We start from the raw sequence: 15268 nt of genomic DNA on the forward strand, positions 1-15268 counted from the left end.
TTCACCGCAGGCCGGGCACCCCCGTGGGGGTCCATGCGTTTGGAAAGGGCAGGGACGCGGGAGAGGATACGAACCCCATGCGGACATATCATCTGTTGCCGGTCGCGCTTGCCGCGCTGGTGCTGGGCTGCGGCGAGGATGGCGGCAACGGCGGGCAGAGCGGCAGCGCGCCCACGCCGACCCCGACACCCACCGCGACCGCCACGCCGACGCCGACACCCACCGTGACGGCCGTGAACCAGCGCGTCGTCGCCAGCTTCGACAATCCCTGGGCGATGACGTTTCTGCCCGACGGGCGTGCGCTCGTCACCGAAAAGCCGGGACGGTTGCTGCTCGTTACGCAAGCCGGCGCCAAGACGCAGGTGTCGGGCGTGCCGCGCGTCACCTATTCGGGGCAATTGGGGTTGCAGGACGTCGTGCTCGACCCCGGCTTCGCGAACAATGCGCGGATCTGGCTGACCTATGCCGAACCGGCGACCGGCGGGCAGCAGCTCGCCGTCGCGCGCGCGACGTTGGTGTCCGGCAGCACGCCGCGGCTCGACGACGTGACGGTGGTGTGGCGCGCGACGCCGGCGACGACCGGCGGGCAATTGGGCGGGCGGATCGCCTTTGCGCCCGACGGGCGCACGATGTTCGTCAGCACCGGCGAGCGCCAGCAATTCACCCCCGCGCAGGACCCGGCGGGCACGCTCGGCAAGATCGTGCGGATCAACCTCGACGGCAGCGCCGCGTCGGGCAATCCCTTCGCTTCGGGTCCGAAGCCGGAGATCTGGACGCTCGGCCACCGCAACCCCTACGGCCTCGTCTTCGCCAGCGACGGGCGGTTGTTCGAATCCGAAATGGGGCCGGCGGGCGGCGACGAGTTCAACCTGATCCAGGCGGGCAAGAACTATGGCTGGCCCAAGGTGTCGGAGGGCGACAATTACGATGGCACGCCCATCCCGCGCCACAGCACCAACACCGCTTATACTGCACCGCTGGTCAGCTGGACGCCGGTAATCGCGCCGGGCGGGATGATCCAGTATCGCGGAAGCGCATTCGCAGGCTGGACCGGCGACTTCCTGCTCGCCGGCCTCGCGCAACAGGGCCTGGTCCGCGTCCGCGTCACCGGCGACACCGCGCGCGAGGTCGCCCGCATCGGCTTGGGGTCCCGCACGCGCGAGGTGGAGGAAGGCCCGAACGGCTCGCTCTGGGTGCTGCGCGACGGCGACAACGGTGCGCTGGTGGAGCTGACGCCGCGGTAGGACCGGGCGGGATCGTCATCCCAGCGAAGGCTGGGATCTCCCGGTTGTAGCGCGGTTCAAGAGCCGCAATAGGCCCCAGCCTTCGCTGGGGCGACGGCCTGGGCAATCGATCGCCACGCCGACATGTCGACACCCCGACATGTCAACTAATGCCGAACCCCGCAGCAGTGAAGCGCAGCGCCTCGGGGCGCATCTCGCGCGTCGCGATCAGGCCGTCGTGCGTGGCGAGGAACGCCCAGCTCGAATGCGGGGCAGGGGGCGGCACCAGAGCGGCGGGGTCGAGCACCGCGACGTTGATCCCGCCCCGTGCCCGCGCGGACGGCGCCCACAGTGCCCCGATGCCGGCGACCCGCGCGGCTGCGGCGAGTGCCTGCGTCGCCGCATAATCGACCGGATGCGTCCAGCGGCCCGCAGGTATGTCGAACGGCGCCTGCGTCAGGTCGAGCGCAGACTCGCTCGCGACATGGACGGCGAAGGCCGACATCGGCGTCGGCGTGCGCGGCCGGCGAAAACCCGGCGAGCGGGCGAAGGCGACGAGCCGCCAGTATGCCGTCTCGGCAACCGCGGTCGCGATATCCTCCGCCGCGTAGAAGATGCCGGGCAGCACGTCGGCAGCTCGGAACCGTGACGGCCGCCCCAGGCCATAACGGAACGGCGCGGCGAGCAGCCAGGGCAGGCGCTGCGCGGCGGGCGGCAGCGCCGGCTTGACGTCATCGGCCAATGCCTCGAGCAGCGCCTGCGCCTCGCCATCGTCCGCAAGGCGGTTGGTGGCGATACGGTGCTGCGCCTCGACCATACGGATCACCCGCCCGCGATAGGGGCGGGCGTGATCGGCGAGATACCCCGCGTCCAAATCCTCAGACACGTGCACGCAGCGCGTCGACATAGTCGCTGGTGCGCAGCAGCCCGCGCACGCTCGCGATCAGCTCGAGCGGCGCCGCGCCCAGATCGAGGTTCGGTGTCGCCAGCCACGATCGCGCCGCCTCGTCGTCCTGCCCCAGCCAGCTGTCGAGCGAGCGGAACAGGCGGAGCAGGTGCTGCGCCAGCTCGAACGGCTTGCTCCCCGCCTCCAGCCGATAGCTGCCGCCACGCAGCCGCGACACGGTCGGCGCCGACAGGCCGAGGATCGCCCCCAGCCGCGTATTCGACAGCTGCCAGAACGTCGCGATCCGCGCGATCGCCTCGCTCAGCACACGCGGCGCATCAGGATCGCGAGAGGGAAGGGCGGTCGCCATCGTCATATCTCCTCCGGAACGATATAAGGCAAATTCGTTCACAGGAAAAGAAGCACCATGCGGATATGTCAGCTGTGGCGATAATGCCACCATGGCGCAAAACCTGTGCGCCGTACCGGCAAGCCCATTGCCATGCTTGGCAAAATGACAAGAGTGTCACCGACATAAGACGGACGCCGCAGCGTCCGATCCGGGGGAATCTACATGGCCGTGAAGTCGTATCGTGCGTCGTTGCGTTTGGCGTTGTCCGCGCTGGCTCTGGGGACGGTGCTCACCGCGCTGCCGGCCACCGCGCAGACCCGCACTCCGCCGCCTCCGCCGTCGGGCGGCTATTATATGGCCAACGGCACGCGCACGACCGACTATAACGCCGCGCTCGCCTCGTGGCGCAACGACGCGCAGTTCAAGGTCGATTATTCGAAGGCCTTCATGGGCATGGAATATGCCTATGTCCTGGGCCTCAACGGCGCCGGGCAGACGGTCGGCGTCAACGATGGCGGCGTGCTGTTCAGCCATCCCTCCTTCTCCGGCGCCGGCAAGATCACCGGCCTGCGCACCGCGGCCCCGTCCGGCTATGGCAACGACGGCCAGATCAATCCGCGTACGCCCTGGAGCTACCATGGCACGCACGTCGCCGGCACCGTTGCGGGCAACCGCGCCACCAACGGCGTGATGTTCGGCAACGCCTATGGCGCCAACATCCTGGCCGCGACGATCAACTTCTCTGCCGGCGACTTCCTGTGGGCGCGCGACGTCGGTATCGACGGATCGACGACGGTCTCGGCACCGCGCCAGAACATCGTCGACCTCGCCAACACCGGCAAGGTGCGCATCATCAACAACAGCTGGGGCGTCAGCACCTCGGCGCCCTACACGCTGTCGCTGGCGCAGGCGCGGTCGACCTTCGCGCAGACCCTCAACGGCTTCTACGACCCCGTCCTCAAGAACGACGTGCTCGTCGTCTTCTCGGCCGGTAACGACGCGGGCGCACATGCCAGCCTCGACGCGGTGACGCCGCTCAACGACCTGCGCCTGCGTTCGAACTGGTTGTCGGTGGTCAATTACCAGGCCAGCGGCAATGCCGATCCCAGCTCCAGCCTGTGCGGCCAGACCGCGACCTGGTGCGTCGCCGCGCCGGGCAGCCAGATCGTCTCGACCTTCAACGTCACGACGCTCGATCGCGCCGGGATCCAGGCCAAATACACGCGCGCCATGTATCCGACGATCTACAGCGCCGCGACGCTGAGCGCGCTGCAGAATGCGGCGATCAACGCCTGGATCAACGTCCTCAACGGCTATCTCAACCGCCAGTTCGCCGCGCAGCAGGCCGGCACGAAGTTCGACCTGGATGCGGAGAGCACCTTCCTCGCGCAGCAGGCGGTCGGCATCACGCTCGCCTATGGCGCGCGCTTCACCAGCGCCGATCCCGACGGCTACACCAGCCGCATCGCCGGCATCGTCTCGGCCAACACCGACATCCTCGGCGTCGATTTCTCGAAGCTCGTGCTGACCAAGGCCAATGCGCAGCTGCAGGCCGACATGAAGCAATACCTGACCATCACCGGCCCGGGCTATGGCGTGCTGACCGGCACGTCGATGGCGGCGCCCAACGTGTCGGGCTTCGCGGCCGTGCTGATGAGCCGCTTCCCGAACTACAACACCGGCCTCATCTCCGACATCCTCGTCTCGAGCTCGAAGGATCTCGACACACCGGGCGTCGACCTGAAGTCGGGCTGGGGCGCGCCGCAGATGGACGTCGCGCTGGCCGGCCCCACCGCCTTGCGCCAGACGCGCGAGGTCAATGTGGCGACGGGCGGCGTCGACATCTGGAGCAACAACATCCAGGACGCGCGCGACCGCTATTCGGCCGAAGTGCTGGCGAGCTTCCCCGCTGACATCGGCGGCCTCACCAAGCGCGGCGGGGGTGAGCTGATCCTGACGGGCAGCAACAGCTACAGCGGCGCGACCCGTGTCGAACAGGGCACGCTGACCGTCAACGGCGCGCTGACCCGCTCGGCGCTGACCGCGACCGGAGGCGGCACCATCGGCGGCACCGGCAGCCTCGCCTCGCTGACCGCAGCGAGCGGCGGCATCGTCGCGCCGGGCAACGTCGGCGCGATCGGCATGCTCACCGTCGCGGGCACCACCACCTTCGCGGCGGGCAGCCAGTATCTGGTCGACGTCGGCCTGCCCGGCACGTCGGACCTGATCGCCACCAACCGCGCGGTGCTGAGCGGCGGCACGGTGACGCTGCGGCCGACCGCACGCGATCCGCGCTTCGGCGACAGCTATACGATTCTGACCGCCAGCAACGGCGTCACCGGCACGTTCGGCGACACCACGTCGTTCAGCGCGATCCTGTACCCGCTGCTCAGCTATAGCTCGACCGCGGTCACCGCGAGCGTCGCGGCGCGCCCGTACACCAGCGTCGTCGCCAACACGCCGGTGCAGATGGCCTATGCCCGCCTGCTCGATGGCAACCGGTCGGCCGCGTACAATTCGCTGTTCGGCATCTACGGCGGCCTCGACCTCCAGTCGGCATCGACGATCCAGGCGACGCTGGAAAGCCTGGCGCCGCGCGCCGAGACGACCAAGCGCGCGATCGGCACCGTCGCGACCGACAATATGGCGCGCTTCTATCGCGAGCGCATCTCGGCGATGGCGCCCGAGACGTTCCAGGGCGGTTCGATCGCGATGATCGGCAAGCCGATGGAATTCGCCGCCAACGAGATCGCGATGCCGGGCCAGGCCGCGATGGTCAGCGACACGCCGGCGACGACGCTGCAGGAAAACGTCCTGCCTGAAAACGCCGCGGTCTACCTGGCGGGTGGCTATCTCGACGGGTCCAGCGCATCGATGCCGGGTACGGTGCCGCAGACCGGGCGTGACCGGTTCGACGGCTTCTACGTCGCGGCGGGGATCGAGGCAAAGGTCGACGACACCAGCATGCTGGGCTTCGGCTTCTCCTACACCAAGATCGACGGCAAGCCGAACGCCGGCCAGACCGCGCGCGGCGAGCTGATCCAGGGCACGCTGTACGGCCGCATCGGTGGCTCGCTCGGCCCATCGCTCGACGTGCAGACCAGCGCGGGCGTCTATCAGTCGCGCACCCGCCGCACCGGCACGTTCCTGGGCACCGCCTTCGACCTGCGCGCTCGCGACAACGCGCTGGCGCTGTCGAGCGAAATCGGCGCGACCTACAATGCCGGCAGCGAGGCGCTGCGCTTCGGCCCGCGCGTCGCGGTGCGCACCAACCGCATCGACTTCACGCCGACCGCGGAAACCGGCACCGGCCCGGCGCTCGCCACGTCGAAGGACAGCTATCGCAGCATCCAGGCCCGCGCCGGCCTGCAGCTCGACGGCAATGCGCAGGGCCTGCGCCCGTTCGCCTCGGCCTATTACGTCCACGATTTCCAGGACCGCTCGAACGTGTTCTTGGCGGGCTTCGCCGGCGGCACTCCGCTGCGCACGCCGTTCGCGGTCGCGAACCAGGACCGCGACTGGGGCGAAGTGTCGGCGGGCCTCTCCTACCGCACCGGCAATGCGACGCTGTCGCTGTCGGCCGACACGACCTTCGAACGTAGCGACGTGCGCAACCAGGCCTATCGCGGCGGCCTGAAGCTGTCGTTCTGATCGAGCGCGACACGGCATGACGGGGGCGGCGGGTCGACGGATCCGCCGCCCTTTGTCGTTTGGGGAGGGTTCAGCCGCGGACCGGCACCACCAGCCGATGCACGCGCGCCACCCACCCCACATCCTTCGTCACCCCGGCCCAAGACCCATGGCTGAAAGAAACGCCCCATGCCCGCGATCCTGCTCACCGCCCTCGTACTGGCCCAGTCCGTCCCCCTGTCGACGACACTACCGGAGCGCTTCTACAACCGCCCCGGCGCCAGCGTCGCGACCCGCGACGCCGACCTCGCCCGCTGCCTCGCGATCGCCACCCAACCGATGGCGGACATCGGCCCGGCGGTGGTCAAGGACCGCCGGCTCACGCCCCCGATCGGCGCCGCGCCGGACCTCCCACCCGCCGCCACCTCGACCGGCGACCCCGTCGAAACCTGCATGAGCAACCGCGGCTGGCGGCTCTACGCGCTCTCGCCGCGTGAACGCGCGACATGGACACGCCTCTCCCCCGCGGCCCGCACCCGCCTCGCCGACACGCTTACCGGCGCGAGCGCCCCGCGCTGGGGACACCTGATCCGCCCAGCGTCGCGCCTGCGCCTGATCCCGCGCTAGGGCTTCAGCACCGCCTCCACATCCGCCAGCCGCACATCGTGCATCTGGTCGAGATACGCCTCGTAATAGCCCTTGTGCGAGGTGCCGACGATCGCGAGCATCCGCGCGCCCGGATAGCGGCCCAGCACATCGCGGATGTTGGCGACCATGCGCAGGTTCCGCGTCTCCCAATAGCCGACGTAAGAGCGCCCGAAGCCCTGCAGCGACCGCTCGGTCAGCGCCGCGCCGAAGTCCGATCGGTACACCCGATCCGCGGCGCCCGGCGCGTTGATCGCGCGGTACAGCGCCAGCATGCCGCCAGGACGGGCGAGGCCGGCCTGCAACTGCGCATCCTCCGCGCGGCGCGCGGCACTCGCCGGATTGTCCCACGCCTTGGCGATCGCCGCCTCATAGGCCTTGCCTACCGCGGGATCGGGATCGTCGGGCGTGTCGGCGGTGTGATCATCGACGCTCCACAGCCGTTCCAGCCCCAGCCGCGCCGCGAGCGTCGCGGCGATCATTCCGCTTTCGTTGCGCCGGCGCTGCAACGCGTCGAGGCTCGCTGCGAGGGCGGCGTCGAGGCTATCCCCGGCATGGCGCTCGGCCACGGGCAAGCGCAGCCACTGCACCAACGCCGAATACCGCTCGCCCGCCGCCAGGAACACCGCGGCAAGATGGCGGCGCTGTGCCGGCGTCGGTGACGCGGGCCAGGCGAGGAGGAGCCGCTCGGCCTCGGCATTGGCGGCCGGCACGTCCAGCCCCGTCGTGCGGCCTGCCGCCACGGGATCGGCGCAATAGATCTTCACCGTCTCGGCATAGCGATAAGGGTAGCGGCGCATCGCATCACATTGCAGCCCCGACAAATCCTCGGTGGCGATCGCGGTCGGCTTCCATGCAGCGAGCCGATCGAGCAGCGGCACCAGCAATGGCTCGATGACGCCCGGGCCGTAGGCATCGGGCAGCCCCGACAGGTGTGGTGTGCCGAGCACGAGCACGGTGTTGGGCTTGCCGGCGGGCGGTCCCTTCAGCGTCTCGGGGTGGAAGGCGGGATGATAGTCCTGCGCCTGGGCGGCCAGCGTCGTCAGCAGCGCACCTGCCATCAACAAACAGCGTACGAACCGTGTCGTCATGTCACCCCCCACCCGATGCCGTTACCGGCCTAACACGAGTGGTTTGATGCAGTAAAACACTGCCATTCACGACCCGGTTCGCTCCGCGCCAGCGGCGCCTCTTGGGCTAATGTATACATTGGTGCCACGAGGCATATCCTGCCATCCCTTTCAGCCCCCATCGTCGTGTCGCACAGATGCGAAGCGGGCTGCCTACAGGAAACGCTGGCCCGCATGATCCTTGAACAGGTCGGCGTTGCGCACGTACTCGGACAGGACCTGCACCGATTTATGCCGGCTGACCTCCTGCAACTTGAAGATCGTCGCGCCTTGCGCCGCGCCTTCGGTGATGAAGCCTGCGCGCAAGGAATGCCCCCCGAATAGCGTCGGATCGTATCCCGCCGCGGCGGCATGCGTCTGTACCAGCCGCGCGATCGCCCGGTCGGACATCGGCGCCGGCGTCAGCGCATCCTTGCGCGTCAGCCGTCGGAACAGTGGCCCCTCGGCATGCCCGGCCGCCGCCATCCAGGCGAGCAGCAACGCCTTGGGTCGGATCCGCGTGCCCTCGGGGATCGCGATCACTGCGCCCTCGCCGGCCCGATCGGTCTTCGACCGCGCGATCATCAGCCTCAGGCCCTCCGGCACGATCCCGACATGCCCCACCTCCAGCGCCACGATCTCCGACCGCCGCAGGGCCGCCGCCATCCCGATCGCCAGGATCGCCCGATCCCGGGTTGCGCGCAGCCCATCCCCCTCGATCGCGGCCAACATGTTCCGCAACGCCGCAGCATCAGCGGGCGCCTTGCGGCGCTTCGCCCCGCCATGCTCGGCGCGGATCCCGGCCAGCACCTCGGCGAGCCGCCCCGCCGTCGGCAAGGCGGTCGGCGCGGGATAGCCTGCGGCACGATGATGATGCCCGATCGCCGCGACACGCCGGTTGATCGTGGCTGGATTAAGTCCCGCCGTGGCCTGATCGCTCGCGAATACCGCCACGACATCGGGCGACGCCGGCAACGCCGCCAAGCTATGCGCATCGCACCAAGCAATAAAAATCGCCCAATCGGACTCATACGCCCGCCGCGTCGCCGATGACCGCGCAGCCTTCGCGTAGGCCGCGGCCCGCTCGATCTTAGCATCAAGGATCGCCGGCAGCGCCGGCTGGAGGGCCACGGCCAACGCCTGCGCCTGCCCGTCGTCACCGACGGCAGGGATGATCGCATCGGGAATGAGACGTTGGCGCGCCATCATCCGGCTATGACAGGATTGATCTGTACGGGCTAGCGCTGTGCCCGGGAATCTTAGTTATCGGGCAGATCTGCATGATTTGTGACGTAAGTCCAGTCCTCATCCAAACGGGACCAGAGACGTCATAGAGACCGAAACCTCGCATCACATCCAGATGAGAAACGGGGGGACCGTCAGCGTGGGCGGCGATCAAGCCGCATCTGCCGCAGAACCAGCTTGGCGTGCAGCGGGTAGGCGACCGCGGATGGTCCTTGGTATCGTGCATGTGCTGAATCGCTAGTGCGACTGCCCGGCCAATTACGGGCCATCCACGACGATCTACAATCGGTTCAACCGCTGGCCGCGCCGTGACTTCTGGCTCAGGCTGCTCTACATGCTGGTAGATGCCAGCGTGGTTACGAAGAGTGCCGTGATCGACGGCGCCTACGGCAAAGCGCAAAGTGCGGCCTCCGGCGGAAAGGGAGGCGCCAGATCCAGGCGATCGGTCGCTCGCGCGGCGGATCGACAACCAAAATCCACGCTCCCACCGACACGATCGGCCTCTCCTATGTGCTGACGCTGATGGCGGTAATGTCAACGACGCGAAGGCAGCGTTCGCGCTTCTCGAACGGACTGGCCGAATGCGTTACCGCCTTGCCGATAAAGGCTACGATGCCGATCGGGTGCGTCGTTTCTACGTAACGCCGGAGCCGTTCCTGTCATTCCCGGGCGACGAAACCACAAACGTACCATCCGCTACGACAAAGACGGATACTGCGGCCGACACTTGATCGAGCACGCCTTGTTCCGCTTCAAAGACTCCCACCACATGGCCCCCATTAAGACAAACTTGCCGCAACTTTCTACCAATTGTTTCCATCAGATCTGCAATCGCTTTCCGACTGCAGCCGAGTTTAAAACTTATTGCACACTATGGGATAAACGTTTTCCACCTCTGCCATACATAATATTACCATATACTCTCGCGCTATCTTCGCGATTTACTGTTTTAACCCATAGATCTTTTGCCGAGTCATCGATATACTCGTTATACATAATATTATTATCTATTACACAGTCTCTGGCGCCATTAAATATTGCAATCAGTGGCCTCTTATCTAGTTTCGCATCCTTAGAGACGATCACATTCTCCTTAATCGAAACCCCTTGCCCATGATCTATCTGAACCACCTGGGCACTACCCATCCCGACAAGGCAATTTTTATAAACAACAATGTTCTTTCCCTTTATAATAAAGCTTCCATAGGTTTTCATTGTATTATTTGCAATATAAGCTCCATCAACCGCCTCTATAAAAAACCCAACAGCGGACTTACCGTTGGATTTATTTCCAGTAATCCGACACTGTCGGGCTACGCGAAAATTTGAGATCGATATAGGCGCGCCTAGATTTCTTGATTCACCAAGAAAATAATTATCCTTAATCGTTGTTCGGTCAGCCCCAACAATTTCTATATTTGGACCACGGCATCCTATAAATTTGTTTCCCTCGACAAGACAGTTATCTCCCCACCCAGATAAAGAAACACCCATCCCATTATCCACAGGAAGTCCACAGAACGTCGAGTTTTTTATATGGATGTTTTGATAACGATAACAACGCTCCCCATCTCCGTGATTTTGAATTTCGATTCCCATTCTGCCGGATACAAGATAACAATCTTCGACTATAAAACCATTTAGACCCGCACTTCCATATTTCGCAGCACTCTTATCCAAGACAATTAATATGCTATTATTTCTACATTTTGCACTATCGACAATAGTTATCTTCAACTTAATAAGTTTTAGATTTCTTATATTTTCGTGATACGACTGTATCGCAGGACCATCATTTGTAGTTTGAACAATCCACATATTTTCGATCTTTAGATCGGAAAGAGACGGAATACTGAAAATGTTTCCATACCCAACGATACGGGTTTGCCAGCCCTGCCCTGCAATCGTCATGCCGTCACAAGACGGCAGCAAGAATCCCCCCGGCAATCTGAGATCAATCTCACCCGCAGGAAAATAGATTGTCTTGGACAGTATCAGTGCCTCACGAAGTGCCGCAGCATTAGCCTTGGCAAAGCGCCCAGCCATTCCAATTCGCAGCCCGAGCACTTCCAGATTAATAGGTCCGGAAATTTCCAGCCTAAAAAATCTTCCATCTTTGGCTCGAAAGGTACTCAGCCGCCTTTCCCTACAGTCAGCCTCGCGCATGGCAGAATCCGCAACATAATAGGCGCCTCCTCTTCCAGGAACAGTAAATCCCACAGTGGCCACGCGACTGATATTCTCCGGCACGTCTATGGGATCAGCGCCTGGGAATAAGCCTATTGTCTGGACTCGCTCGGTTCCGAACTCTTTGGGATTTGAGAGGACTGTCAGCAGCCCGCCCTGCATGACCATACGCCGTGTCATTTCAGACGGCCCTGCCCCATCAGCCTCCATATTCATCGACAGGCCCCGCTTTGCGCCCTCGGAATGAAGGCCGCATCATTCCCCGCATCGGCTTGTGTGATACGATACACTAGCCAACCAATCAAAAATGCCGATCCGAAAAACAAATTGATGCTCGCCAAACCGACATTGACCATCAAATTTGTCACCAACGCACAGGTCACCCAGCAATCGAAGATTGTATTCCCCCGAAATCCACGCACAACCCGAACGAATAATCGAAGTATAAAACCAGAAAGCAGAAGAAAGCCTAACACTCCCATCCTGTATAAGGCATCAACGAATGCGTTATGCGATCCGACATAGATAAATCCTGGGTCATCGATTGTCAGGATCGTCACATCAGCAGCATTGAGATCATATATAGGCCGTATGGTTTCCGTACCAAAGCCGACTCCAACCCCACCACTTTCCCACCAACGCTTCACGGCGTCATGCCAAAAAAACAGCCGGATGCCTGTATTAGGATCTAGCCTCCATATGCTTTGGGCAAATGCCGCCCCAACAATAGGAGCTATAACAAAAAAACATAGAAATAAAAATATTATCCTCAATCTCAATTCAGGCAAAATCATTAATACCAAAAGTAAAAACAATACAATTCCAGCCTGAGCAGATGATGATGTTATTAAAAGAATTAAAGCGCAAAAAAACCGAAGGAACCAAGATATATTTTCTACTTGTAGTATGCGCCTCACAAAAATGAATGCCATAATCATCATTGTATTTACCAGCTGCGCAATACCCGCAAATTGCCTCTCTGCCTCCTGTCCATAGTAAGCAGTTGGATAAATAAAGTCGTATAGTTTTGCTGCGCACGCTATGATAAATACCACTGTTTCTAGACGAAGAAATACTGCATTTCCCTCTTCTACTTTTTCGTGATATACAGCAAAAGCTGCGACAACGAATGGCATAATAACAGCATAGGCTGACTGCTGAGGAATTGCCTCACGGGAGAACATTAGGGTGATGCCACGATCCATGATGCCGAGATAAGACAGACCAATGTATATGACTGCCAGGCACGAGAATATCATCAATGGCTTCTGAAAATACTGCCGCCCATATACCATACCGAAGCTGGCCAACATGCCCAGCGCTATCAGTAGCGGCACGGTGCCTAGGTTACGGATATAGCTAAACAGGCAGGCGTATGCGAAGGGAAGCAGAAGCCACAACGCTTGGTTGACGGCTTCGTTTCGGCGCACTCTCTGGCTGGGCGTCAGCTGCGAACGGAAATTATCCCCCCAGCGCTCGGGAGCGTCATCTTGTAAGCGCATCGTCCTATGCATCCCAGGCGAGGGCACTTTCGTGCCCGGAAAACCGGCAGGCCAGCTGGAGCAGACGGCCGCACGCAGGGTGCCTTGCCATTTTCAATCCTCGGAAGCGAGCCCTTGTCCGTTATTCCGGATTACTCTAACCTCCGCGAACAACGAAGAGGCGGCGCAATGATTGACTATCTGCAGATCGGCGCGTTCTGGATGGTCACGCTGTTCTTTATGTTTCGGTTCAATCCGACGTCGAAACGAAGCAGAGCCTCAGGAAGGCGGCAATAGCGCGTGGACGCTATCCGCATTATTGACTAGCGACGCGAAATGCAGCCAGAATCCCCCCCTTCCGCCCGATATGGCTCAGCCATACTGCCGCGGCACCCCTCCGGTCGACGGTCGCGGCTCCCGTTCGACCGGTTCATGGTCGCAATCGCACTGGTAGTGATTTGCGCTTTGGGTGGAGGTGCGTCCCGCACGGATACCCTTTCTCTCCTGTATGTGCGTCCTTTCGCCGCATTGGCGCTTTTCGCCACTCTGATGCATCCAACGCCCGTCACCCTGCAGCGGGTCCGTGTGCCACTAATCCTGCTTAGCGCTTTTGCAGGATGGATAGTGTTCCAATTGATCCCGCTCCCTCCGCCCCTCTGGTCATCGTTGCCCTTGAGAGGCGCAATCATGCAGGGACTCCAATCGATCGGCGAGAATGTCGGCTGGCGACCAATTTCGCTGACGCCCGACCTTACCCTGAACAGCCTGATCGCCCTGGTCGTACCAACAGCTCTACTCGTCACGGCCGCCGATTTAACCGCTCGTCAGCAAGGTTGGCTTGCCGTCGTTGTCGTGGGAGTGGCTGCGAGCAGTATCGTTGTTGAGGTCGCTCAAGTTGCAGGTGGCCCACACAGCCCATTTTATCTATATGCGGTTAGCAATGTCGGCACCCCGAGCGGGCTGTTTGCCAATCGCAATCACCAAGCGGTGTTCCTCGCCTGCATATTGCCGTTGCTAACAGTTATATCACATCCGCGGTTCAGCGGCCGACATGTCCTGCCCATAACTTGGAGTTCCTTAGCCTTCGCGTTGATCACCTTTACCGCCGTCATATCAACCGGTTCGCGCACCGGTATGCTGATTGCCATCCCGCTGATGCTCTACACAGTATCGACCGGCATCAATTATGTATTTTCCGATCGGAAGATGCGCCGCACCATTAAGCTTGCTACCGCTATAGCCCCGATAGTGCTCGGTTTGACCATGCTGATGCTGGGGCGAGCGCTGTCACTTGATCGTTTGACAGGGTTTGATGCCGCCTCCGAACAACGATTCAACGCGTTGCCGACCTTGCTGCAGATGAGCAAGGATCTGATCGTGACTGGAAGTGGTTTTGGATCGTTCGATCAGGTCTTTAGGATGGTCGAGCCAGATGCCTTGCTGCATGCCACGTTCTTTAACCACGCCCATAATGATTGGCTGGAGTTGGTGATTACCGGTGGAATTCCTGCACTCGCTGTGCTGATCGGCTTCGTAACTTGGACAGCGATGGCACTGATTAGGCGGCTTTGGGAGACACCGTCGTTTGCGGCGACTTTAGGCCGTGCCGGCGGTTTTATCGTTCTAGCCATCGGTGCTTCGAGCCTGACAGATTATCCGCTACGTACGCCATGGCTGTCCGGACTCCTGGCGCTGGCAACAGCATGGCTTGCCTTCGATTTCGACAACAGAGCTAACGTTGCCAATGCCGCCCGCTCCGCTTAGTGCGCAGCCAGACGCACCTGAAGGTTTATGCGGATATGAAGAATGTGTCATGGCTAGGCTCGGTGTTGGCGATCACCCTAACCGGCTGCGCGAGCGGCGATCGCCTAATCGGTCGTCCCGACCTGCAAATCGTACCAGGCGCTGAATTTCCCGCGCCCACCCCAAAAACAGCCAGTTATGGCGCCCGTCCTTATGTGATTGGAGCAAGCGACAAACTCGACATCGTCGTCTTTGGTGTAACTGACCTCAGCCGCACAGTTGTAACTGATCCGAGCGGGCAGATATCATTGCCGCTCGTGGGCAGGCTGGAAGCGGCTGGCAAGACGCCGGCGCAGCTTTCCGAATTGATAGCCGATCGCTTGCGTCGATACGTTCGAGATCCGCAGGTCGAAGTCAATGCCGACACAATCAACCAGAGCATTGCCGTCGAGGGTGAAGTTCGCTTGCCCGGCGCCTTTCCCGTCACCAGTCGCATGACATTGCTGGGCGCAATCGCTCGAGCGCAAGGCCTGACGGAGGCAGCTAATACCAGCTACGTCGTCGTCTTCCGGCGAGTAGGTCAGCAGGATATGGCTGCCTTGTACGACCTACGTGCAATCCGACAGGGCGTTTACCCTGATCCAGAAGTCTATTCCAACGACGTGGTCTCGGTCGGCGAATCCAGGGCACGTCGTGTGTTCCAGCTCGCCTTCCAAACCGCCGCGTTGCTGACAGCCCCCCTCGTCGCCGTGATCAATCGGCAGTGA

At 62.1% G+C, this 15268-nt stretch carries 11 protein-coding genes and 1 pseudogene; 6 read left to right on the forward strand and 6 right to left on the reverse strand.

Annotated features, from left to right (window positions below; translation table 11 throughout):
• Positions 1-77: 77 nt before the first annotated feature.
• Positions 78-1244 (forward strand): PQQ-dependent sugar dehydrogenase, encoded by a 1167-nt coding sequence (locus ACGVWT_RS16550; protein WP_315472094.1) that lies wholly within the window; start codon positions 78-80, stop codon positions 1242-1244.
• A gap of 142 nt (positions 1245-1386) precedes the next feature.
• Here ACGVWT_RS16550 and ACGVWT_RS16555 read toward each other — a convergent pair whose 3' ends face one another.
• Both ACGVWT_RS16555 and ACGVWT_RS16560 read right to left on the reverse strand, forming a co-directional pair.
• Positions 1387-2109, reverse strand: coding sequence for an RES family NAD+ phosphorylase (locus ACGVWT_RS16555; protein WP_394427357.1), 723 nt, complete (start codon positions 2107-2109; stop codon positions 1387-1389).
• Positions 2102-2479, reverse strand: a complete 378-nt coding sequence (locus ACGVWT_RS16560) for an antitoxin Xre/MbcA/ParS toxin-binding domain-containing protein (protein ID WP_315472092.1) — start codon at positions 2477-2479, stop codon at positions 2102-2104. Before ACGVWT_RS16560 ends, ACGVWT_RS16555 begins: the two co-directional genes overlap by 8 nt.
• 204 nt (positions 2480-2683) lie before the next feature.
• Between ACGVWT_RS16560 and ACGVWT_RS16565 the strand changes: the two genes are divergently transcribed.
• Both ACGVWT_RS16565 and ACGVWT_RS16570 read left to right on the forward strand, forming a co-directional pair.
• Complete coding sequence (locus ACGVWT_RS16565; RefSeq protein WP_315472091.1) at positions 2684-6112, forward strand: S8 family serine peptidase; 3429 nt, start codon at positions 2684-2686, stop codon at positions 6110-6112.
• 168 nt (positions 6113-6280) lie between these two features.
• A complete protein-coding gene (locus ACGVWT_RS16570; protein WP_315472090.1) occupies positions 6281-6718 on the forward strand; it encodes a hypothetical protein in 438 nt (145 codons plus the stop codon).
• Here ACGVWT_RS16570 and ACGVWT_RS16575 read toward each other — a convergent pair.
• Both ACGVWT_RS16575 and ACGVWT_RS16580 read right to left on the reverse strand, forming a co-directional pair.
• On the reverse strand, positions 6715-7827 hold the full coding sequence (locus tag ACGVWT_RS16575) for a DUF5694 domain-containing protein (RefSeq protein ID WP_315472089.1): 1113 nt from the start codon (positions 7825-7827) through the stop codon (positions 6715-6717). The genes ACGVWT_RS16570 and ACGVWT_RS16575 overlap by 4 nt on opposite strands.
• 192 nt (positions 7828-8019) lie before the next feature.
• Positions 8020-9054: a tyrosine-type recombinase/integrase gene (locus ACGVWT_RS16580; RefSeq protein WP_315472088.1), complete on the reverse strand. Its 1035-nt coding sequence runs from the start codon at positions 9052-9054 to the stop codon at positions 8020-8022.
• 185 nt (positions 9055-9239) lie between these two features.
• Between ACGVWT_RS16580 and ACGVWT_RS16585 the strand changes: the two are divergent.
• Positions 9240-9929, forward strand: a pseudogene (locus ACGVWT_RS16585) (IS5 family transposase); the annotation flags it as partial.
• A 22-nt stretch (positions 9930-9951) separates the two neighbouring features.
• Here the strand turns inward: ACGVWT_RS16585 and ACGVWT_RS16590 are convergent.
• Positions 9952-11439, reverse strand: a complete 1488-nt coding sequence (locus ACGVWT_RS16590) for a right-handed parallel beta-helix repeat-containing protein (protein ID WP_394427363.1) — start codon at positions 11437-11439, stop codon at positions 9952-9954.
• A 50-nt stretch (positions 11440-11489) separates the two neighbouring features.
• A complete protein-coding gene (locus ACGVWT_RS16595) occupies positions 11490-12779 on the reverse strand; it encodes an O-antigen ligase family protein (protein ID WP_394427366.1) in 1290 nt (429 codons plus the stop codon).
• A 666-nt stretch (positions 12780-13445) separates the two neighbouring features.
• Here ACGVWT_RS16595 and ACGVWT_RS16600 point away from each other — a divergent pair.
• Together ACGVWT_RS16600 and ACGVWT_RS16605 are read left to right on the forward strand one after the other, a co-directional pair.
• Positions 13446-14522 carry an O-antigen ligase family protein gene (locus ACGVWT_RS16600; protein ID WP_394427369.1) on the forward strand — a complete coding sequence of 359 codons (1077 nt, stop codon included), beginning with the start codon at positions 13446-13448 and terminating at the stop codon, positions 14520-14522.
• A gap of 62 nt (positions 14523-14584) precedes the next feature.
• Positions 14585-15268: a polysaccharide biosynthesis/export family protein gene (locus tag ACGVWT_RS16605; RefSeq protein ID WP_315472128.1), complete on the forward strand. Its 684-nt coding sequence runs from the start codon at positions 14585-14587 to the stop codon at positions 15266-15268.

Source organism: Sphingomonas sp. S6, assembly GCF_043498045.1.
In the GTDB taxonomy this organism is placed as follows: domain Bacteria; phylum Pseudomonadota; class Alphaproteobacteria; order Sphingomonadales; family Sphingomonadaceae; genus Sphingomonas.